Here is a 19,963-nt window from a genome sequence, read left to right as displayed (position 1 = left end):
GTCTTCTTACGCGGCGACCATCCGCTCGACCTCATTGACCAGGTCGCGAAGGTGGACGGGCTTGGACAGGACCTTGGCGTCCGGCGTGGCCTGAGCGGCGGTCAGGGCCACAGCGGCGAAACCGGTGATGAACATGATGCGCAGGCCGGGCTGACGAGCGGCGGCGACGCGCGCCACCTCGATCCCGTCCGCGCCCGGCATGACGATGTCGGTCAGCAGCAGGTCGTAGGGGCCGTGTTCCAGGGCGTCGATGGCGTCGTCGCCGTTCTCGCAGTCGATGACCTGATGGCCCGCCCGCTCCAGCGCGCGCGTCAGAAATCCGCGCAACGAACCGTCGTCTTCGGCCAGGAGGATACGCGCCATTCGAGAAACACCTTTGAAACAGGGAGCCAGCCTAGGCCCGCAACGGTAAACCGCCGATGAAATTCACCGATCAGCCGACTTCCTTCCACAGCGAAACCCGCTATGCGGGGGCATGACCGACGGCGGGGCCAGTTTTTCGATCACCGCGCCGGCGGCGGATGCGCCCGCGACGGCGCTGGTCTTCGCCTCGCCCCACTCGGGCGACCGCTATCCCGACGACATGGACGCCGCGCCGGGCCTGCCGCTCGCCAGCCTGAAAAGCGCGGAGGACGCCCTGGTCGGGCGACTGGTCGCGGACGGCCCGCGACTGGGCGCCGCCCTGATCGAGGGGCGGATCGGCCGGGCCTATGTCGATCTGAACCGCGACCCCGGCGAACTGGATCCCGCCCTGATCGAGGGGCTGGACGGGCCGGTGGGGGCCAAGACCGCGGCCGGTTACGGCGTCGTGCCGCGCCTGGCCGGCGACGGGACGCCCCTCTATGCGCGCCGGCTGAGCCTGGCCGAGGCGCAGGGCCGCATCGACAGGGTTCACCGCCCCTATCACCAGGCGCTGGGCGACCTGATGGAGACGACGCGGGCGCGCCAGGGGCGGGCGGTGCTGATCGACTGGCATTCGATGCCGGCGCGGGCGGTGGGGGCCGAGGTGGTGCTGGGCGACCGTTACGGCTCGGCGTGCAATGCGCGGCTCAGCCGGCGACTGCGCGAGCTTTTCGAGGGGCTGGGCTGGCGGGTGGCGCAGAACCATCCCTATGCCGGGGGCTGGTCCACCCAGCGCTGGGGCCGACCGGACGACGGCTATGAGGCGATCCAGATCGAGCTGAGCCGGCGGCTATATCTGGACGAGGTGACACTTCAGCCTGGGGCGACCTACGCCACGACACAGAAGGCCCTTACCCGCGTGATCGCGGCCCTGTGCGCGGAACCGTGGTCCACCGCCTGACTAATCGCTGATCAGATCAAAAAAAGCCGCACCCGAGGGTGCGGCATTAAAGTCTATAGGGAGGAAACGCCCAGGAAGGGCAAGACGCCCGGAGGCGTCAGAGGTCAACTTAGGTTGCGATGCACAATGGGTCAAGGCCGATATGCGCTTTCACGGTCACGCCGTGTTACGCAAATGCGGCGATGTAACCGGTATATGGCCCGTATTCGACCAAAGTCTGACCTTCAGCCCCATCTCGCACTTGCGAAATAGCCGACCTCAATGCTCCAGCAGACGACGCGCATTGCGAATGGCGCGCGCGGCCGGCGACGCTTCCTGACGATAGATCAGCAGGCCGAACGACGAGGCCACACCCAGCGCCAGCCACAGCGGCCCGAACAGCCACGCCGCCGCCGCCAGGGCGAAATAATAGCCCCTCACCCCCTGGCTGAACGCACTGAGCGCGGGATTCAGAAGCTGCCCCGCCGCCTCGCTGAACGCCTTGCGGTCGGTGTTGGAATGCAGTTCGGGCGCCGAGCCGATCAGGGCCAGGGTGTAGTTCATCTGGCGCAACGCCCAGATGAAATCCAGGAAGCCCCGCGCCAGGCAGACCAGCACCAGGGCCAGCTTGGCCTCCAGGATCTTGAGCGGCACGTTCTCGGCGCCGACGGCCGCGAACCCCTGCAGCGCGCTCTCGCCGCCGAACAATATGCCCCCCACCGCCGCGATCAGCAGCAGGTTGGTCGAGGCGAAGAACGAGGCCGAATTGATCGAATGGCCCATCAACTGGCTGTCGATCAGCTTCATCTCGCGGTGAGTCATGGACTGCATCCACACCGCGCGGACATGCTCCATGTCCTTGTTCAGCGAGCCGCCCTTACGGCTGATGAAGGCCAGGATGGGGCTGTATCCCAGCCAGCAGATGAAAAAGAGCGCCAGGGCGGCCCAGTCGGTCAAGGTCATGCGCCAGATGTCCGCGATGACGCGCCCGGACGCAAGCCTGTCCGCCGCATGTCGCGCTTGCCGTTGCGGGCTGGTAGGCTTATCACGCCTCGCCTTTTCGAATTTCGCAGTCGCAGCAAAGATCCGCCATGAACCTTGACGCCATTCCGGTCGGTCCCAACGCCCCCTGGGACATCAACGTCATCATCGAGATCCCGCAGGGCGGCCTGCCGGTGAAATACGAGATGGACAAGGCCTCGGGCGCCCTGTTCGTCGACCGCTTCCTGCACACGGCCATGTACTATCCGGGCAACTACGGCTTCATCCCGCACACCCTGTCGGACGACGGCGACCCCTGCGACGTGATCGTGCTGAACCCAACGCCGGTCGTGCCCGGCTGCGTCATTCGCTCGCGCCCCATCGGCGTGCTGAAGATGACGGACGAAGCCGGCGGCGACGAGAAGATCCTGGCCGTGCCGGTCGACAAGCTGAACCCCTATTACACCGAGATCGCCAGCTATCGTCAGCTGCCGGCCATCCTGATCGAGCAGATCGAGCACTTCTTCACCCGCTACAAGGACCTGGAAAAGGGCAAGTCGGTCACGGTCCAGGGCTGGGGCGACGCCGGCGAAGCCGCCGACCTGATCGCGACAGGCATGAAGGCCCACCAGGACAAGCTGGCCAAGACCAAGGCCGCCAACGCCGCCTGATCGGGCGACATCGGCAGAGACATCAAAGGCGCCCTCCGGCTGGAGGGCGCCTTTTTGCCGCGCGATCTGCTGTCTCCTCCCCGCTTTGCGGGGAGGTGGCGCGGCGCGTCTTGCGCCGTGACGGAGGGGTTCTGCGCCGCATCACAGGCGCCTGTGGGACTTCAAGAGCCCCTCCACCGCTTCGCGGTCCCCTCCCCGCTTCGCAGGGAGGAGACGCGAGGTCGAAGCCTGACTTCAGGTCGTGCAGCGCGACATTGCGCGCGCCCCTCTCCCGCTCCGCTTCGCGACCTCCTATCTGCACCGCATGACTGAACTGACCCCCCGCGAGATCGTCTCCGAACTGGATCGCTATATCGTCGGCCAGAATGACGCCAAGCGCGCCGTGGCCGTGGCGTTGAGGAACCGCTGGCGCAGGAAGCGCGTGCCGGCGGATTTGCGCGACGAGGTGACGCCCAAGAACATCCTGATGATCGGCCCCACCGGCGTCGGCAAGACCGAGATCGCGCGGCGTCTGGCCAAGCTGGCGGGGTCGCCCTTCCTCAAGGTCGAGGCGACCAAGTTCACCGAGGTCGGCTATGTCGGCCGCGACGTGGACCAGATCGTGCGCGACCTGGTCGAGAGCGCCCTGATCATGGTGCGCGAGCGCAGGCGCGGCGATGTGCGGGCCAAGGCGGAAGCCGCCGCTGAGGACCGGATCCTGGACGCCCTGGTCGGACCGGGCGCGGGGCCGGCGACGCGTGACAGTTTCAGGAAGAAGCTGCGGGCCGGAGAGCTGGACGACAAGGAGATCGAGATCACGCTGGCGGATGCCGCCTCGCCGATCCAGGGCCTGGACATTCCGGGCGGCGGCAACGTCGGTCTGCTTAACCTGTCGGAGATGCTGGGCAAGATGGGCGGCGGGCGCACCAAGACCGTCAAGCTGACCGTGCGCGAAGCTGTCACGCCCCTGATCGCCGAAGAGGGCGACAAACTGCTGGATCAGGACAGCCTGACCCAGGAGGCGCTGATGCTGGCCGAGAACGAGGGCATCGTCTTCCTGGACGAGATCGACAAGGTCGCCGCGCGGCAAGGCGCCTCCGGCGCGGACGTGTCGCGCGAGGGGGTCCAGCGCGACCTGCTGCCGCTGATCGAGGGCACCACCGTCTCGACCAAATACGGGCCGGTGAAGACCGACCATGTGCTGTTCATCGCCTCGGGCGCCTTCCACGTCGCCAAGCCCAGCGACCTGCTGCCCGAGCTGCAGGGCCGGCTGCCGATCCGGGTCGAACTGAAGGCCCTGACGCGCGACGACTTCAAGCGCATCCTGACCGAGCCCGAGGCCAATCTGATCCGTCAGAACCAGGCCCTGCTGGCGACCGAAGACGTGACTTTGACCTTCACCGACGATGCGGTCGAGGCCATGGCCGATGCGGCGGTGGCGGCCAACACCGCCATCGAGAACATCGGCGCGCGCCGGCTTCAGACCGTGATGGAGCGGGTGCTGGAGGAGACCAGCTTCAAGGCCTCGGACCTGTCGGGCCAGACCGTGGCCTTCGACGGCGACGCGGTACGCGAGAAGATGGACGCCCTGACCAAGGACGTCGATCTGAGCCGCTTCATTCTCTAGAGGCGGCCTCGACGGCCTTGCGGTTCTGGCGGCCGCGCAACCGGTCCGCCACCCGCTCGGCCTGGCGTTGGGTGAAGGCCAGGGCAGCGGGGTTGCCGCGTCGGGCGCCGATGCTGTCGGCGACCTTGGCGCCCCGCTCGCCGATCGGCAGCGGCTTGCCGGTGGTGGTGTCGACGGCGGTTTGGTGCTCGATCTCGGCGTTCAGCTCGGCCCCCATCAGGATCACCTGCACCGACAGCCAGGTCCACAAGAGGAAGCCCATCATGGCCGCCAGCGGGCCATAGCTATCTGTCCGCACGAAGTTGTTCAGATACCAGCTGAACAGGAAGGACACCGTCAGGCTGAGCACCGCCGCGAAGATGGCCCCCGGCGTGACCCAGCGCCAGCGCGCCCTCTGACGGCAGGGACCGAAGCGGTAAATGATGGTCAGGGCGGCGATATAGCCCGCCAGCAGCAGCGGCCAGCGCAACGGCGCGAACAGGCCCCACTCCTCCTCCAGCCCGAACAGGCGCACCACCACCGGCACGCCGACGACCAGCACCGAGGTCAGCAGCACCGCGAAGATGGCCCCGACGGTGAAGGCCATGCACAACAGGTTGTAGCGAACGAGGCTGCGCCGCTCGACCTCGTGGTAGGCGACGTTCAGCCCATAGAACAGCACCTTGACCGCCCCGTTGGCGGTCCACAGCGACAGGGCCAGGGTCCACATCAGGGTGAACGTCAGCTGGCCATTCGAGTTCTGGGCCAGGCGCTGCATCTCGCCGCCCAGGAAGACGGCGATGCTGTCAGGCAGGACGGCGTAGAGGAAGTTCAGCCGCCCCCAGGCGTCGGACGGATCGGCGAACAGGCCGTATAGCGTCACGAACGTACCCAGCAGGGGGAACAGCGACAGCAGGGTGAAGAAGGTCACGCCCCCCGCCAGGAAGCCGACCCGGTCCCCGAAATAGGAGCCGCCGGTGCGCCAGACGATGTCGGACCAGCCCCTGTGCGGGATGTGCTCGGGCCGTTTCGCCATGCGGCCGCGGCCTGGTTCCTTGGCCTCATAGTCCTCGGGCGTCGGGGGCTTGGGCGGCAGGGGCTCGGGGCGTTCGGGACGCAGCTCGACCCCGACCTTGTGGCCCTGGCTGTAGAGCAGGTGGGCGGCGCCCGCCCCGGCCGTCAGGCCGCCGGCCACGGCCGCGACATAGCGCCAGATCCCGCCGCCGCCCTTGCCGCCCCGTCGTGCAGGACTGGGGGAGGACGACAGGCGTGACAGGACGGACGGGCGGCGGGGGGACTTGCGGTCGGACATGGTCTGGCGAACGGTATAGCTGCTCGCCCGTTCCGCAAATGCTTGAAATCGGCGCCCGCGCGGGCCAATCAACGCCCATGACCGACCCGATCACGCCCAAGCCCGCCCCCGACCAGGCCAACGACGCCACCACCCTGCTGACCGCCTGGAAGGCGGCGCAGGCCAAGCTGAAGACCGGCCGCATCGACAGCCCCGCCATCGACGCCCGCCTGCTGCTGGAGGCCGCATCGGGCGCCAGCCGCATGGACATCCTGACCGACCCCTACCGCGTCATCACCGACGACCAGCTGAGCGCCTATGAGGCGATGGTCGAGCGCCGGCTGAAGCGCGAGCCCGTCTCGCGCATCGTCGGCAAGAAGGGCTTCTGGAAGATCATGCTGAACGTCACCCCCGACGTCCTCAGCCCCCGCCCCGACACCGAGACCCTGATGGACGTGTCCATGTTGGCCTTTTCCCGGAACGAGGCGTTCGAGGCCATCGACCTGGGCACCGGCTCGGGCGCGATCCTGCTGGCGCTGCTGGCCGAGCGGCCGGCCGCCAAGGGCGTCGGCACCGACATCTCGTCAGAAGCGCTGGCCGTGGCCAAGGAGAATGCGGCCAACCTGGACCTGAATGACCGCGCCGTCTTCCTGCGCACCGAATGGGCGGCGGGCTTCGGCGACGCCAGCTTCGATCTGGTCCTGTCCAACCCGCCCTACATCCCCACCGACCATATCGCCACCCTGGACCCCGAGGTCCGCGACCACGACCCGCACCTGGCCCTGGACGGCGGCCCCGACGGCTTGCAGGCCTATCGCGACCTGGCGCCCGAGGTGAAACGCATCCTGAAGCCCCTGGGCGTCTTCGCCGTCGAGATCGGCTGGGACCAGGGCCCCCAGGTCAAGGCGCTGTTCGAGGCCGCCGGCTTCACCGACGTCAAGATCATCAAGGACTTGGGCGAACGCGACCGCGTCATCACCAACGGCCCCGACCCGAGGACCAATCCGATCCCCAAGGACTGAGGGATTTCAGACTGCCGGCTGCGAAAAACACCGTCTGAATAGTGCAATTCGTCTCAAATCCGCCCTCCCCGGCTGTGCGACGCGTCCAGTGCGGACGAGCGGAGACAGGATCGCACGGTTTTGAGGGATGGGCAGGAAGAAGACGCTGGTGGGCGGTAGGGGGTTGATATTGTTCGTCCCCTTGGTCGCAGATACGCGGGCTGGTCGGTTTCGCTTGCCGAAAGCCGGCGACGGATGTGGGATGGGCTTCTAACGGGGACCCGCGCATGACGACCAGCCGCCTGACGCCGCGCTCACGCGGGCTTCGCCAGAGTAGCGGCCTGGCCGAAGACCGCATCTGGGCGCGACTGCGCGGCGGCGCGGTCGATGGCTGGAAGGTGCGGCGCCAGCACCCGGTCGGCCGGTTCGTGGTCGATTTTGCCTGTGTGCCGCTGCGGCTTGTGATCGAGATCGACGGCGGGGTGCATGGGCGCGACGCGGTCGTGTTGAACGATCACTACCGCCAGCAGGAGATCGAGGCGCTGGGCTGGACCGTGATCCGCTTCACCAACGCCGAAGCCCTGACCGACCCCGCCCGCATCGACGCCGTCATCCGCGCCCACGCCAGGACGCTAGGCTTATAACCCTCTCCCATTGGGAGAGGGCTTGAGCGCACGACGGCGCAGCCGTCGTCCTTGCGCGAAAGGGTGAGGGTCGCCCGCCACCCGCCATCCGCTGTGGCCCGACCGCTGCGACGGCTCACGCCGACTTCGACACCCGACCCTCATCCGTCCGCTTCGCGGCCACCTTCTCCCAACGGGAGAAGGGTTAGGAGAGCAATCAGTCTTGAGTTGATTCCAGACCGATGCTGCGCAACCTGTAGGCACACAAAGGAAACGTTATGAAGATCACGCCAGAGCAGCGAAGCAACTGGGCTGAAAAAACGGCGCAAAGCCCGTTTAATCAATGGCTAGCGGACAAGACGCGGGGTGCAGACGGCCGATTCGATGTCGAGAAGATGCATGAGCTTGCAGCTGAGTATGGCCTCGACAAGCACGAGGAGTACGACGGACTCAATCCCGGCCAACAACGTATGAATCTTGGCAATCTTCTAAGAACGCGGGTGCCAGAGGAGCGTTACTCGTCCTACCAATTTGAAATCAGAAATCCGAAAATCTTCGGCACCTGGTTTTGGGGTTTCGATCCCTTCTTGCACCCCTTTGCGGGTTTCACTCACAAAGGCAGCCGTGACACGTTGCTGGCTCGGGCCAAACCTGGCGACCTAATTTTAGTGGTGGGAACACAGAGCGAGCCCACCACTGCGGAACAGCGTGGCCGTGCGTTGGGGCTAATCGAATTTCTTCATGCTCCGATGCAGGCAGAAGACCTAATCCCTCCGGGCGCGGTCTTGCCAGAGCGGCTTTTTGACAAAGGCCAGTTCAAGTGGCCCTACGCGGTCCCTGCTGCTCGTGCTTGGGTGTTCAACGAACCACCTCTTATCCGAGAAGCAATTGGTCGGCAGCTGACCAGCGCCGCGATTACTGGAACCGATCCTCTGTCTCCCGACGAATGCACCGCAATTCTCAACCTCGATATGGTGGAGGTCGAACTGCCTCCTTCGGCTGCTCAGTTAAAGACGCAACGATTGGGCGCGGCCTCTTCAAAGCTCGAAACCTCAAAGCCAGGTCAACCGGGACCGCCTCCACGGGAATGGTCCGCAGTTACGGCTAGATCCGATGGCCCAACGGCAACCTACCTGATGCGCTTTGGCGATGAGAACATCTGGAAGATCGGCATCAGCCAGAATGTGAAAGAGCGATGCGACAGCTTGAATTTCTCAGTGCCAAGCGAGGCGCTAGAGGGTCGGTGCTGGAAAGTTGTGCTCACCAAAGTCTGGCCGGACGGCGCTCCAGCTTACGCTATGGAGCAAGCGTTGCTTTCTCACCTCAAGGATTATGCAACTCGAAATGAGCGGGTACGCGTTGGAGAAGCGACAGTTAGTCGGGCGTGGCAGGACTATTTGCTAGGCCGTCTTTAGATGGAGCGGGTGCTAATGCACCCGCATCTTCCCGATCTCCAACCCGCCCTCGCCCGCGCTAACGCCGATCACCCCGCCGTCCTCGATCTCGCCGGCTAGCAGCTTTCTCGCGATCGGGTCGACCAGGTCCTTCTGAATGACCCGTTTCAGCGGCCGCGCCCCATAGGCCGGGTCGTAGCCGCGGTCGGCGAGCCAGTTCAGGGCCGCGTCGTCGAGGTCGAGGGACAGGCGGCGGTCGGCGAGCAGTTTCTCTAACCGTGACAGCTGGATGCGGACGATGCCGCCCATCTGGTCGCGGCCCAGGCGGTGGAACAGGATGATCTCGTCGATCCGGTTCAGAAACTCGGGCCGGAAGTGGGCGCGGACGGCGTCCATGACGAAGGGGCGCACGGCCTCGACGTCATCACCCTCGCCCTGATCGGCCAGATACTGGCTGCCCAGGTTGGAGGTCATGATGATCAGGGTGTTGCGGAAGTCGATGGTGCGGCCCTGGCCGTCGGTCAGGCGGCCGTCGTCGAGCACCTGGAGCAGCACGTTGAAGACGTCGGGGTGGGCCTTTTCGACCTCGTCGAACAGGACGACCTGATAGGGGCGTCGGCGCACGGCCTCGGTCAGGGCGCCGCCCTCGTCATAGCCGACATAGCCGGGAGGGGCGCCGATCAGGCGGGAGACGCTGTGTTTCTCCATATATTCCGACATATCCAGGCGGGTGATGGCCGCCTCGTCGGTGAACAGGAACTCGGCTAACGCCTTGGTCAGTTCGGTCTTGCCCACGCCGGTCGGGCCCAGGAACAGGAAGCTGCCCAGCGGACGGTTGGGGTCGTTCAGGCCGGCGCGGGCGCGGCGCACGGCGTCGGAGACGGCGGCCAGGGCCTCGTCCTGACCCACGACGCGGCCGCCCAGGGCGGTCTCCATCGACAGCAGTTTTTCGCGCTCGCCCTCCAGCATCTTGTCGACAGGGACGCCGGTCCAGCGGCTGACGACGGCGGCGATCTGTTCGGCGTCGACGACCTCGGGCGTCAGGGGGCCCTTGCCGGAGGTTTCCTCAGCCTCGGCCTCTTCAAGCTGTTTCTCGATCTGGGGGATCTGGCCGTAGGCGATCTCGGACGCACGGCCCAGGTCGCCGGCGCGCTGGGCGTTGGCCAGTTCCAGTCGCAGGCGATCCAGGGTTTCACGCAGTTGCGCGCCCTGGCCGACCTTGTCCTTTTCGGCCTTCCATTGGGCGGTCAGGTCGTCGGACTGGCCTTCCAGATCGGCGATCTCGTCCTCCAGCTTTTCCAGCCGGGCCTTGGACGCGGTGTCCGTCTCCTTCTTCAGGGCCTCGCGTTCGATCTTGAGCTGGACCAGGCGGCGGTCGATCTCGTCCAGGGCCTCGGGCTTGGAATCGACGGCCATGCGCACGCGGCTGGCGGCCTCGTCGATCAGGTCGATGGCCTTGTCCGGCAGGAAGCGGTCGGTGATGTAGCGGTTCGACAGGGTGGCGGCGGCGACGATGGCGCTGTCGGAAATGCGCACGCCGTGGTGGACCTCATACTTCTCCTTCAGGCCGCGCAGGATGGAGACGGTATCCTCCACCGTCGGTTCGGCGACGAAGACCGGCTGGAAGCGACGGGCCAGCGCGGCGTCCTTTTCGACATGCTTGCGATACTCGTCCAGCGTGGTCGCGCCGACGCAGTGCAGTTCGCCGCGCGCCAGGGCGGGTTTGAGCAGGTTGGAGGCGTCCATGGCGCCGTCGCCTTTGCCGGCGCCGACCAAGGTGTGCATCTCGTCGATGAACAGGACGATGCCGCCCTCGGCCGCAGAGACCTCGGACAGAACCGATTTCAGCCGCTCCTCGAACTCGCCGCGGTATTTGGCGCCGGCGATCAGACTGCCCATGTCCAGCGCCATGACGGTCTTGTCGCGCAGGCTCTCGGGCACGTCGCCGTTGACGATGCGCAGGGCCAGGCCTTCGACGATGGCGGTCTTGCCGACGCCGGGTTCGCCGATCAGGACCGGGTTGTTCTTGGTGCGGCGGGCCAGGACCTGGATGGTGCGACGGATCTCCTCGTCGCGGCCGATGACGGGGTCGATCTTGCCGTCGCGGGCGGCCAGGGTCAGGTCGCGGGCGTAGCGTTTCAGGGCGTCATAGCCGTCCTCGGCCCCGGCGCTGTCGGCGGTCTTGCCCTTCCTGACCTCGGCGATGGCGCTCTCCAGCTTGTCGGCCGTGACGCCCGAGGCCTTCAGCACCTCGGCGGCGACCCCGCCCTCCTTGGCCAGGGCGGCCAGCAGGCGTTCGGTGGTGACGAAGGCGTCGCCGGCCTTTTTCGAGGCGTCCTCGGCGGCGGCGAAGACGCGGGCGGTGTCGCCGTCCAGATAGAGCTGGCCCGAACCGCCCGAGACCTGGGCGCGCTTCTTCAGCGCCGTCTCAGTATCGGCCTCGGCGCGGCGGGCGTCGCCGCCTGCGGCCGTGATCAGATTGCGGGCCAATCCTGCTGAAGAATGGCCGTCGCGTTCCTCCAACAGCACCTTGAGCAGATGCTCGGGTGCGAACTGCTGGTGACGGCGGGCGAGCGCCAGCGACTGGGCCGACTGGACGGCCTGTTTGGCGCGGTCGGAATAGAGTTCGAGATTCATCGGTATCCCTTCGAGAAGCGGATGGACCGGGACACCCTCTGCTGAGCGATGTCCCGGACCGTCTGGAGCCTGATTCACGGCATCGGAAAATCGCGAAGCGATTCCTCCTCAGCCGATCAGGCTCTTGCCGTTTCAGGTGGGCGCGACCGAAAGCCTCTGCAAGGGCGGATCAGCCGCCCGTCGTCGGCCCCTGGAAGTCGAACTGTTCGGGACGCCGCTGACCGCCGCCGAAGTTCCAGGTCAGGCCGATATAGGCCGCCCGGCCGCCGAAGGTCTGGTCCGTGCGGTCGCGGAAGGTCGGGGTCGTCAGGGTGGTGGTCGAGCCGAAGTCGTCGAACACGTCGCGAATCGTCGCCTGCAACGACCACGCATCGTTCAGCTTGCGGCGATAGCCCAGGTTGACCAGGGTCGACTGCTCGCGCACGCCCTGGGCCAGCAACTGATCGCCGGCCCAGATGCCGGAGACCTGGACAAAGTCCTTGGGCGTCGGCTGCCAGTTCAGCGACAAACGACCCGAGACGGCGTCACCCGACCGATTCTGAGCCCCGACGATGCCGGCGGCGTCGATCTCTTGCCGATAGACGTTCAGGCTGGCGCTGTAGCGCAGGGTCGGGATCAGCGGCCCGTTGGCGACCAGTTCCAGCCCGGTCGAGGTGCTGGCGCCCAAGTTCTCGGGCCGGGTCAGGAAGATCCCATTGCCCAGGTCGCGGGTCGTCTGGGTGAAGGCCTTGTTCGTGTCGCGGTAATAGAGGGTGGCCTGATAGAAGGTCTGTTGCACCCGGCGTTGCCAGTTCAGCTCATACGAATCCGTTTCCTGCGGCTGCAGGTCCGGGTTGCCGGAACGGAAGTTCTGCGGGTCGCCATAGGTCAGGAAGGGGTTCAGGTCGGCCGGGCCGGGCCGCTGGATGCGGCGGCTGTAGCTGGCGCGCACCGTGTCCTTGTCGTTCAGCTTGTAGGACAGGTGGCCGGTCGGATAGGCGCGGAAATAGTCCTGGGACGTCTTCACGCCGCTGGTGACCTGATCCAGGTCCAGGTTCGCCTGTTCCAGACGGAGGCCGAACTGGGCCGACAGTTTCTCGCTGAACGGCTTCTCGTAGGTGACATAGAGGGCGTGGACGACCTGATCGACGTCGAAGCGGTTGGACACCAGCGGGTCGGGGGTCAGAGCCGCCTGCGACGGGCCGCGCGCGACGCCGTTGTTCAGCTCCAGCAGAGTGGCCTGCAGCTCATAGCCGAGGCGCAGCTTGCCGCCGTCCGACAGGGGACGGACATAGGCGCTGGTGACGCCCCACTGGTCCTGACGGTTCTCGTTGGCGGTCGTCTCGATGAAGTTCGACGCCGCCGGGATCTGCTGATCGACGAAGCTGTCAGAGCTGAAATTGAAGGTGTTGCGGTCGAAGCGGACCTCGTTGGTCCATTCGTGGCCCTGGTCGTCGAAGCGGCGCAGCACGCGGGCCGTGGCGCCCGAGAACTGGCCCTTGAAGCGACCGTCTCCGCTGCGGCGATAGGCCGAGCCGATGCCGCCGGCCGCATTGTCAGCCTCGTACAGGGTGACGCCGTCGCCGCCCGCATCGACCTCTGTGTGGCGCAGTTCGCCGACCAGCTGTGTCCTGGCGTCCAGATTGTATTCGGCGGACAGGCGGACGTAGGCGCTGTCGGACGACCCGTCGATGTCCTGGCTCTGGCGCGACTGGAGGAAGCGGCCCGAGCCGACATCCAGCCGATCGCGGACGCGACTGGCTTCGGACAGATAGCCGTCGTGGCGAACGCCGACATCGGCCGTCAGGGTCGTCTTGCCGTTCACATGGGCGACGCTGCCGCCGATGTTGTAGCGACCGCCGTCGCCGACATTGGCGCGGATCGAGCCGGTCGTGGTCTGGGTGGGGCGGACCGTCGTCGGCTTGGTGATCAGGTTGATGACGCCGCCCGAACCCTCGGGGCTGTAGGCCGCCGAGGGGTTGGTCATGACCTCGATGCGGGCATACTGGGCCGCCGGAATCTGCTGGACCATCTGGCCGCGGCTGGGGCCGTTGAACTGGGTCGAGGGACGGCCATCGACCAGGATGGTGACGTTGGAATCGCCGCGCAGGCTGACGTTGCCGTCAGGATCGACCTCGACCGAGGGCACATTGCGCAGGGCGTCGGCCAGGGTTCCGGTCGTGGCCTGAAGATCGTTGGCCAGGCTGTAGCTGGTGGAATCGATCGAGGTGCGCACATCGGCGGCGCGGGCATTGACCACCACGTCGGCGACGGCGGCGGCGGGCGGCTCTTGCGCGGCCTGACCCGATTGCGGCGCGGTCTGACCCTGGGTCTGGGCGGGCGGAGCAGCGGTCTGGTTCTGGGGCTGAGCCGAGGGGCGAGCCGCAGAGGCGGCGGGCGTGGTCGGTGTCGCGGGGGCTTGCGTTTGCGCCAGGGCGACGCCGGGCAGAACGGCCGCAGCCACGCCCAGCATGAGAACGAGTTTGGAGGAGGTCATGGCCCCGGAAATCCTGAGAACAGCGGAGGCATCCCCTGACACCCCATGAGGCCTGATTATCGATCCGACTTTGAAATGCAAAGTTACATCTTGGACAGGTGGATTACAGCTTCGTCATAAATCCCGAAGCGACGGCGGGCGGCTGAGAGTCCGCCGTCTTTCGCAGGATCAGGTCTTCGGAATGACGCGCGGCGCGATTTCGTCCTTCCACCAGAGCTGCATAGCGCCGTCCGTGAAGCCGATCCGCAGGATGTCCAGGCCCTCGACGGCGAACAGGCCGTCGGCGGTCAGGGGCTGGAGCTTGCGCGGCGCGGGCCACAGCGGGTGTCCGGGGCGGGCGACGACCAGGGCGCCGTCCTCCATCGTGACCACATAGTTGCGATAGGCGCCGGGTGCGGATTGCAGGATGTCGGCGTCGATTGCGGGTGGATTCAGCCGCGCCTCGACGGCGGTCAGCGCCCAGGCGTAGTCGGCCTTGGCGGCGTTCGAGGTCGCCTTCGACAGCAACGCACGCAGCGCCTCGGCATGGGCGGCGTCCAGCGCCTGGGCCGACGGGGTCGCGATGTCGGGTGCGACGCCGACGCCTTCCCAGTTGCCGCCGCTGACGGAGTGGACAGGGCGGCCGACCGACAGGCTGAGCATGAAGCCGGGGGCGATGGGGAAGAAGTCGTTGTTGTTGGCTGCGCCCGCCGTGCCGGCCCCGATCAGCCGACCCAGTTTGAACTGCTGCACGTCATAGGCGAAGGATTCCGCCGCCGACGCAGAGGCTTGGTCGATCAGGACATACAGGGGCGTGTTCGTCAGGCGTCCGGCGGGCAGGTAGTCCAGGGCCCGCGTCTGCACCGGCTCCTGCCCGGCCTTCAGGAAGGTGATCTCCAGCGTGCCGGCTTTCAGGAAATGGCTGACCAGATACTGGACCGCCTCGGGCGATCCGCCGCCGTTGCCGCGCAGGTCGATGATAACGGCGTCGCCGCCTTTCAGGAAGCGCATGGCGTCGTCATAAGCCTGGCCCGTCTCGTCGGAGACCCAGTGGAAGGCGCCGATCTTCAGATAACGGACATTGCCGGGCAGGATTTCTATGGCGGTCAGGCCGTGGTTGTCGCGACGGGCGGCGGCGGCGTCGATCCGGGACAGGGCCTGGGGCGCCGCAGACCCCGCCGAGGCGGCGGCGAAGCGGTCGGGCGCATATTCCAGATAGACGTGGCCGTCCTGACTGGACTCGCGCAGGTCGCCGCTGAGCAGGCCGGCCAGTTCGTTCGGCGAAGACACATCATAGCGACCAGCGGCCTGGGCGGTGTCAAGGCGGGCGAGGATCGCCGGCGCGCGGTCGGGGAAGACATAGGATGACTGAACCGCCTGGCGGATGGCGGTCAGGACCGCAGCCCGCTGGGTCGCGGACAGTTCGGGTTGGGCCGTGGCCGCGACGGGCGGACGGGCCTGGGCATAGGCTACGCCTTGGCCGCCCATAAGGGCGAGCGCCATCGCAGCGGCGGAAAGCAGCTTGGAACGCATGATAGACTCCGGGGAAGAGGTTTGGGGTTAGGGAGCGGACTGCGCCTTTGCAGCCGCCTGTATTCGCTGGCCGAACGGTTCGTCGGTCAGGGCGGCGATGGCCTCCCTGACCACGTCGGACAGGGGGGCCGACAGCTCCTGATCCAGCGCAGCGGCCGCCTGGTTCACGGCCGCCCACTGACGTTGCAGGCTCGGGATCATCCGCTCTGTCTTGTCGGTCAGGATCACGATCCGCTCGCGCGCGTCGGCGCCGGGTTTCAGCATGACCAGCTCGTCCTTGACCATCTGGGTCACGGTCTGGCTGACGGCCGAATGGCTGATGCCGATCTCGCCGGCGATGGCCTTGATCGATTGGGCGCCCCGGTTCATCAGGACACGGAGGACAGGCGTGTAGCGCGGCCGCCAGGCCAGGTCGGCGGCCTCGTAAGCGGCCTCGACCTCACCGTCCAGAAGATCGATGAGATGGCGCAAGAGCGTACCTAGGGTGGGAGATGCAGAAGACATGAGGGCTTATATATAAGTGCTTATATGTATCGTCAATGGCCTTTTTGGGTGGGCTCTTGGCCCGAGGCTTTCCGGGCGCTAGCGTCGCGGTGGTCGTTTCCCGGAGCCTGCCCATGTCCCTTCGTGTGTCGCGCCGTTCCCTGTTCGCATCCGGGGGCGCCGCGGCCTTGGCGGCCCAGCCGGTGTTTGCTCAGACGGGGGCCCAAACAGCGCCGACGAACGACGGTGCGTCGCTGGCCCAGGCGGTGGACGCCTATGTGGCGAAATGCATGGCGGCGTGGCCGGATCAGCCGGCGCTGGGCGTGGCGGTGGTCAAGGACGGGACGACCGTTCTGGCGCGCGGATACGGCGTCAAGGTTCAGGGCAAGCCGGCGCGGGCCGACGAGCACACCCTGTTCGCCATCGCGTCCAACACCAAGAACGTCACCGCCGCCGCCCTGGCCATCCTGGTCGACGAGGGCAAGGTGAAGTGGGACGCGCCGGTTCGGACCTACCTGCCCGGCTTCACCCTGTCGGACCCCTATATCGGCGAGCACATCACGGTGCGCGATACGCTGAGCCACCGGGCCGGGTTCGGCCTGGGCGCCGGCGACCTGCTGTTCTGGCCCAATTCGGACCGCACCCGGGCCGAGGTGCTGGCCCAGGCCGCCTTCGTGCCGATCGAGGACGGGTTCAGGGCGCGCTATCACTACTGCAACCTGATGTTCGTAGTCGCAGGCGCGGTGCTGGAGGCGGTGTCCGGCCTGACCTGGGAGGCCTTCATCCAGACCCGCATCCTGGACAAGGTCGGCATGACGGAGACCGTGCCGCTGGCGCGGCTGGCGGACCCTGCCAAATCCGCCCTGCCCCATGGCCGGGTCGGGCCGCCGCTGCGTTATCAGGGGGCGATGACGCCCATCGCCAAGTCCATCGTCGAGGTGTGGAACTGGGATTCGGCGGCCGCGGCGGGCGGCATCTGCACCACCCCGACCGACTGGGCCAAATGGATCGCCGTGCGGCTGAACGACGGCAAGCTGGCGGACGGGACGCGGCTCTATTCCGAGGATGCGGCGCGCGAGATGGTGCGCCCCAACATCATCGTCGGTTCGTCGTCGGGACCGACGGCGGAACTGCCCAACCGGGCCATCGCCTCGACCTATGCGATGGGGCTGCAGGTTCAGGACTATCGCGGCGAGCGGATCGCCAGCCACGGCGGGGGCTCGCCCGGCGGCATCTCGGCGACGGTGCTGATCCCCGGCCGCAAGACCGGCTTCTGCATCTTCTCCAACGCCGAGGAGAGCTTCCTGCTGCGCGCGCTTCGTTCGGGGATTTCGGACATCTGCATGGGCAAGGTGGATGTCGACTGGATCGCGGAGTCCAAGCGGATGGAGACCGAGGGCAATGCGAAATCCATCGCCGCCGCCGCCGAGATCGACGCCAAACAGGCGGCCGGCGCGGCGCCCTCCATGCCGCTGGAGTCCTATGCCGGAACCTGGCGCGACCCCTGGTACGGCGACATCGTCATCGCGCCCAAGACCGAGGGGCGCGGGCGCAACAGGAAGAGCGGACTGTGGCTGACCTTCACCCACACGCCCGCCCTGCAAGGCTGGCTGGAGCCGTATGACGGCGAGACCTTCCGCACCCGGTTCCCGGACAAGCGCGAGGAGGACGCTTTCGTCACCTTCGCCATCCTGACGGCCAAGCCTGCGACGGCGACGATGAAGGGGGTCAGCCCCGACATCGACTTCAGCTACGACTATCAGGATCTCAAACTGACGCGAGTGGACTAAACCGTCCGCCTGATCCCGGGCCTGTCCCTGGCGTCGCAGGCCGCGAGGGCCGTCGTGGTCATCAGGGCCAGAGAGGCCAGAGGGGTGCGGCGCATGGGCGTCTCCTTCAGTTACCGAGACGCAAACGGCTCAGCCTGACTTCAGCTTCGCGGCGCCGGGACCAGTTCGATCAGGTCGAGGTTGGACTCGTACTGGGGCCAGGGCAGGACCAGGCGCCACCGGGCCTCGCCGATGCGTTCCAGAACGGCGACCAGGTCGCGGTCGGCGTTGCGGCCGTAGGAGTTGGCGGCGGGTTCCTGGGCCAGAGCCATGGAGCCGAGCAGGACCATGTGGCGGTCGTCCTCGGGGAACAGCAGGCCCGAGGGGCGCTGGGAGCCAGTCAGTTTGGAGAACTTCAGCCCGCGCGGCGTCTGTTCGATGCGGCAGGCGAACCAGCCATAGACGACATAGCCCAGGCCGTCCTCGCCACCCTGGGAGCCCAGTTTGACGGTGCGGCAGCGATAGTCGCCGGGCGGCGGCGCGACGCCGGGGCGGGCGGCCTTGGGCGAGATCAGATCGCCCAGCCCGTTCAGGTCGCCCGAGCCGCGCTGGCGGTTCGCCTGCTGCAGGGCCAGGGTCCAGGCGGCGTCGACGCGGCGATAGCGGTCCCGGTCGCCCGAGGTGATGACGCCGCGCCAGTCCATCAGGGCGGCGCCCGTGCCCGCGCTGGAGGGCGGCGGAGGCGGGGGCGGCGGGGTCGCGGCGCAAGCGGCGACGGCGCAGAAGGCGACAAGGGGCGCCAGACGGCGGACGAGCAGACGGGACGAAACGAACCGGGCGAACTGACGCATCAACGCTTCCCTTGGGGGCGACCTTGCGGGCGAAGTGGCCCCCTTAGGCCCTCTGGCGCCGGTCGGCGTCAAGGCCGTCGGACGCGGGCGCGCTGCCCAGCACGTCGTTCAGCGCAGCCGCCAGGGCGGTCAGGTCCAGCGGCTTGGCCAGCCAGGCGTCGAAGCCGGCGGCGGCGCCGCGCGTGCGGTCCTGGGGCGAGACGGCGGCGGTCAGGGCCAGGACCGGCACGTGGCGCGTCATCGGATCGGCGTCCAGCCGCGCCTTGACCTCATAGCCGTCCATGTCCGGCAGGCCGATATCCAGCAGGATCACGTCGGGCTGAAGCGCGCGGGCCAGCTCCAGCCCCTCCGGCCCCGTGGTCGCGGCGTGCAGGGTCAGGCCCAAGCCCGCAGCCGCCTGGCGCATCAGGGCGATGTTGGCGGGGTTGTCCTCGACATAGAGCACCACCGCCTGTTTCGGGGTCGAGGCGGACCGCGCGCCGACGGCCGGCAGGCTGAGCGAAAAGATCGTCCCGCCCCAGGGCTCGCGTTGCTGGGTGATGGCGCCGCCCATCCGCTCGGCCAGCCGCTGGATCGAGGCGACGCCCAGGGCGGTGCCGCCGCGCGCGTCCTGGCCGTCCAGGGGGTGGAACAGGCGATCCGATCCCTCGCCCGTCGGCGCCGCGCCCGCGTCATGGATGGCGACGATGACCTGTGAATCGTCGCGCCTCATCTCCATGCGGACGGTCCCGCCGCCCGGCGAATGACGCAGGGCGTTCTCGACCAGGCGGCGCAGGATGCGGCGGACCTGGCCGGGGTCGGCCATGACGCACAGGCCCGACGCCGGCGGCGGACAGTCCAGGGTCACGCCCGCCTCGCGCGCCTGGGGCTCGATCCCGTCGCAGACCTGACGCAGGGCCAGGCGCAGATCGACGCGGTGGATGGAGGGCGAGGCGCCGGCGTCGCCGCAGGCCACGAAGGCGTCCGCCTCTTCGATCAAGGCCAGCAGCACCGCTCCCGCCGCCTCGATCTGGCGCACGGCCTGGGCCTGGCGGGCGGTCAAGGGATCGGCTTCGGCGTTGACGCGCAGCAGTTGAGAGAAGCCCATGACGGTGGTCAGGGGGGTGCGCAGTTCGCGGCCCAGGGCCTGCATCACCTCGCCACGGGTGCGATCTTCGGCTGTCAGGCGTTCGACTTCGCCCTCGGCGGTCGTCAGGGCGCGGCGCAGGGCCTGGGTCTGTTGCACGATGCGGGTTTCGAGCCGGTCGTTCTCACGCCGCAAACGCGCTGCGACCGCGTGCGCCTGAAGCCAGAGCCATATTCCGGCGCAGGTCCCGGCCAAAGCCAGGGACAAGACAAGCAAGACGATATCCATGACGCCCTCCTACGCGCCAGAATGGCACGCAGGAGTTGCGTTCAGGTAAACAC

16 protein-coding genes are annotated in these 19,963 nt (G+C 67.3%); 7 read left to right on the top strand and 9 right to left on the bottom strand.

The genetic code is table 11. From position 1 onward, the window contains the following. Positions 1 to 6: 6 nt before the first annotated feature. A complete protein-coding gene (gene cpdR / locus WC597_RS06330; RefSeq protein WP_017506825.1) occupies positions 7 to 363 on the bottom strand; it encodes a cell cycle two-component system response regulator CpdR in 357 nt (118 codons plus the stop codon). Between the two features lie 112 nt (positions 364 to 475). Between cpdR and WC597_RS06325 the strand changes: the two genes are divergently transcribed. Beyond that, entirely contained in the window at positions 476 to 1,303 is an 828-nt protein-coding gene (locus WC597_RS06325) for an N-formylglutamate amidohydrolase (protein WP_372692457.1), read from the top strand. A 258-nt stretch (positions 1,304 to 1,561) separates the two neighbouring features. Here the strand turns inward: WC597_RS06325 and WC597_RS06320 are convergent, their stop codons facing one another. Beyond that, positions 1,562 to 2,245 (bottom strand): DUF599 domain-containing protein, encoded by a 684-nt coding sequence (locus tag WC597_RS06320; RefSeq protein WP_372692456.1) that lies wholly within the window; start codon positions 2,243 to 2,245, stop codon positions 1,562 to 1,564. Positions 2,246 to 2,373: 128 nt separating this feature from the next. Between WC597_RS06320 and ppa the strand changes: the two genes are divergently transcribed. Continuing rightward, positions 2,374 to 2,934: an inorganic diphosphatase gene (ppa, locus tag WC597_RS06315; RefSeq protein WP_372692455.1), complete on the top strand. Its 561-nt coding sequence runs from the start codon at positions 2,374 to 2,376 to the stop codon at positions 2,932 to 2,934. Between the two features lie 304 nt (positions 2,935 to 3,238). Further along, complete coding sequence (gene hslU / locus WC597_RS06310; protein ID WP_372692454.1) at positions 3,239 to 4,540, top strand: ATP-dependent protease ATPase subunit HslU; 1,302 nt, start codon at positions 3,239 to 3,241, stop codon at positions 4,538 to 4,540. On the opposite strand, the gene WC597_RS06305 is transcribed toward hslU, so the two are convergent. Next, the gene (locus WC597_RS06305; RefSeq protein WP_372692453.1) at positions 4,530 to 5,831 is read right to left on the bottom strand and encodes a YihY/virulence factor BrkB family protein; all 1,302 of its coding nucleotides are present in this window, start codon (positions 5,829 to 5,831) and stop codon (positions 4,530 to 4,532) included. The two genes, hslU and WC597_RS06305, sit on opposite strands and share 11 nt — an antisense overlap. 77 nt (positions 5,832 to 5,908) lie before the next feature. Here WC597_RS06305 and prmC point away from each other — a divergent pair, with 77 nt between their 5' ends. From prmC to WC597_RS06290, 3 genes are all read left to right on the top strand, one after another. Continuing rightward, on the top strand, positions 5,909 to 6,832 hold the full coding sequence (prmC, locus tag WC597_RS06300; RefSeq protein ID WP_372692452.1) for a peptide chain release factor N(5)-glutamine methyltransferase: 924 nt from the start codon (positions 5,909 to 5,911) through the stop codon (positions 6,830 to 6,832). 266 nt (positions 6,833 to 7,098) lie between these two features. Continuing rightward, positions 7,099 to 7,455, top strand: coding sequence for an endonuclease domain-containing protein (locus WC597_RS06295; RefSeq protein WP_372692451.1), 357 nt, complete (start codon positions 7,099 to 7,101; stop codon positions 7,453 to 7,455). 257 nt (positions 7,456 to 7,712) lie between these two features. Beyond that, positions 7,713 to 8,849, top strand: coding sequence for a hypothetical protein (locus WC597_RS06290; RefSeq protein ID WP_372692450.1), 1,137 nt, complete (start codon positions 7,713 to 7,715; stop codon positions 8,847 to 8,849). 12 nt (positions 8,850 to 8,861) lie between these two features. On the opposite strand, the gene clpB is transcribed toward WC597_RS06290, so the two are convergent. The 4 genes from clpB to WC597_RS06270 all read right to left on the bottom strand — a co-directional run bounded on the left by clpB (position 8,862) and on the right by WC597_RS06270 (position 15,924). Then, complete coding sequence (gene clpB / locus WC597_RS06285) at positions 8,862 to 11,465, bottom strand: ATP-dependent chaperone ClpB (RefSeq protein WP_372692449.1); 2,604 nt, start codon at positions 11,463 to 11,465, stop codon at positions 8,862 to 8,864. A gap of 169 nt (positions 11,466 to 11,634) precedes the next feature. Beyond that, the gene (locus WC597_RS06280; RefSeq protein WP_372692447.1) at positions 11,635 to 13,941 is read right to left on the bottom strand and encodes a TonB-dependent receptor domain-containing protein; all 2,307 of its coding nucleotides are present in this window, start codon (positions 13,939 to 13,941) and stop codon (positions 11,635 to 11,637) included. Between the two features lie 168 nt (positions 13,942 to 14,109). Continuing rightward, positions 14,110 to 15,453: a S41 family peptidase gene (locus tag WC597_RS06275; RefSeq protein ID WP_372692446.1), complete on the bottom strand. Its 1,344-nt coding sequence runs from the start codon at positions 15,451 to 15,453 to the stop codon at positions 14,110 to 14,112. Positions 15,454 to 15,480: 27 nt separating this feature from the next. Beyond that, positions 15,481 to 15,924 (bottom strand): MarR family transcriptional regulator, encoded by a 444-nt coding sequence (locus WC597_RS06270; protein ID WP_372692445.1) that lies wholly within the window; start codon positions 15,922 to 15,924, stop codon positions 15,481 to 15,483. Positions 15,925 to 16,070: 146 nt separating this feature from the next. Between WC597_RS06270 and WC597_RS06265 the strand changes: the two genes are divergently transcribed. Further along, on the top strand, positions 16,071 to 17,726 hold the full coding sequence (locus WC597_RS06265; protein WP_372692444.1) for a serine hydrolase: 1,656 nt from the start codon (positions 16,071 to 16,073) through the stop codon (positions 17,724 to 17,726). A gap of 140 nt (positions 17,727 to 17,866) precedes the next feature. On the opposite strand, the gene WC597_RS06260 is transcribed toward WC597_RS06265, so the two are convergent. Together WC597_RS06260 and WC597_RS06255 are read right to left on the bottom strand one after the other, a co-directional pair. Then, positions 17,867 to 18,556, bottom strand: a complete 690-nt coding sequence (locus WC597_RS06260) for a DUF4893 domain-containing protein (RefSeq protein ID WP_372692443.1) — start codon at positions 18,554 to 18,556, stop codon at positions 17,867 to 17,869. Positions 18,557 to 18,599: 43 nt separating this feature from the next. Next, positions 18,600 to 19,910 carry a response regulator gene (locus WC597_RS06255; RefSeq protein ID WP_372692442.1) on the bottom strand — a complete coding sequence of 437 codons (1,311 nt, stop codon included), beginning with the start codon at positions 19,908 to 19,910 and terminating at the stop codon, positions 18,600 to 18,602. Between the last annotated feature and the right edge of the window lie 53 nt (positions 19,911 to 19,963).

It is taken from the genome of Brevundimonas sp. (assembly GCF_041648115.1).
GTDB lineage: Bacteria > Pseudomonadota > Alphaproteobacteria > Caulobacterales > Caulobacteraceae > Brevundimonas.
Note: the sequence above shows the minus strand (reverse complement) of the source record. Positions and strands in the feature narration are given on the sequence as shown.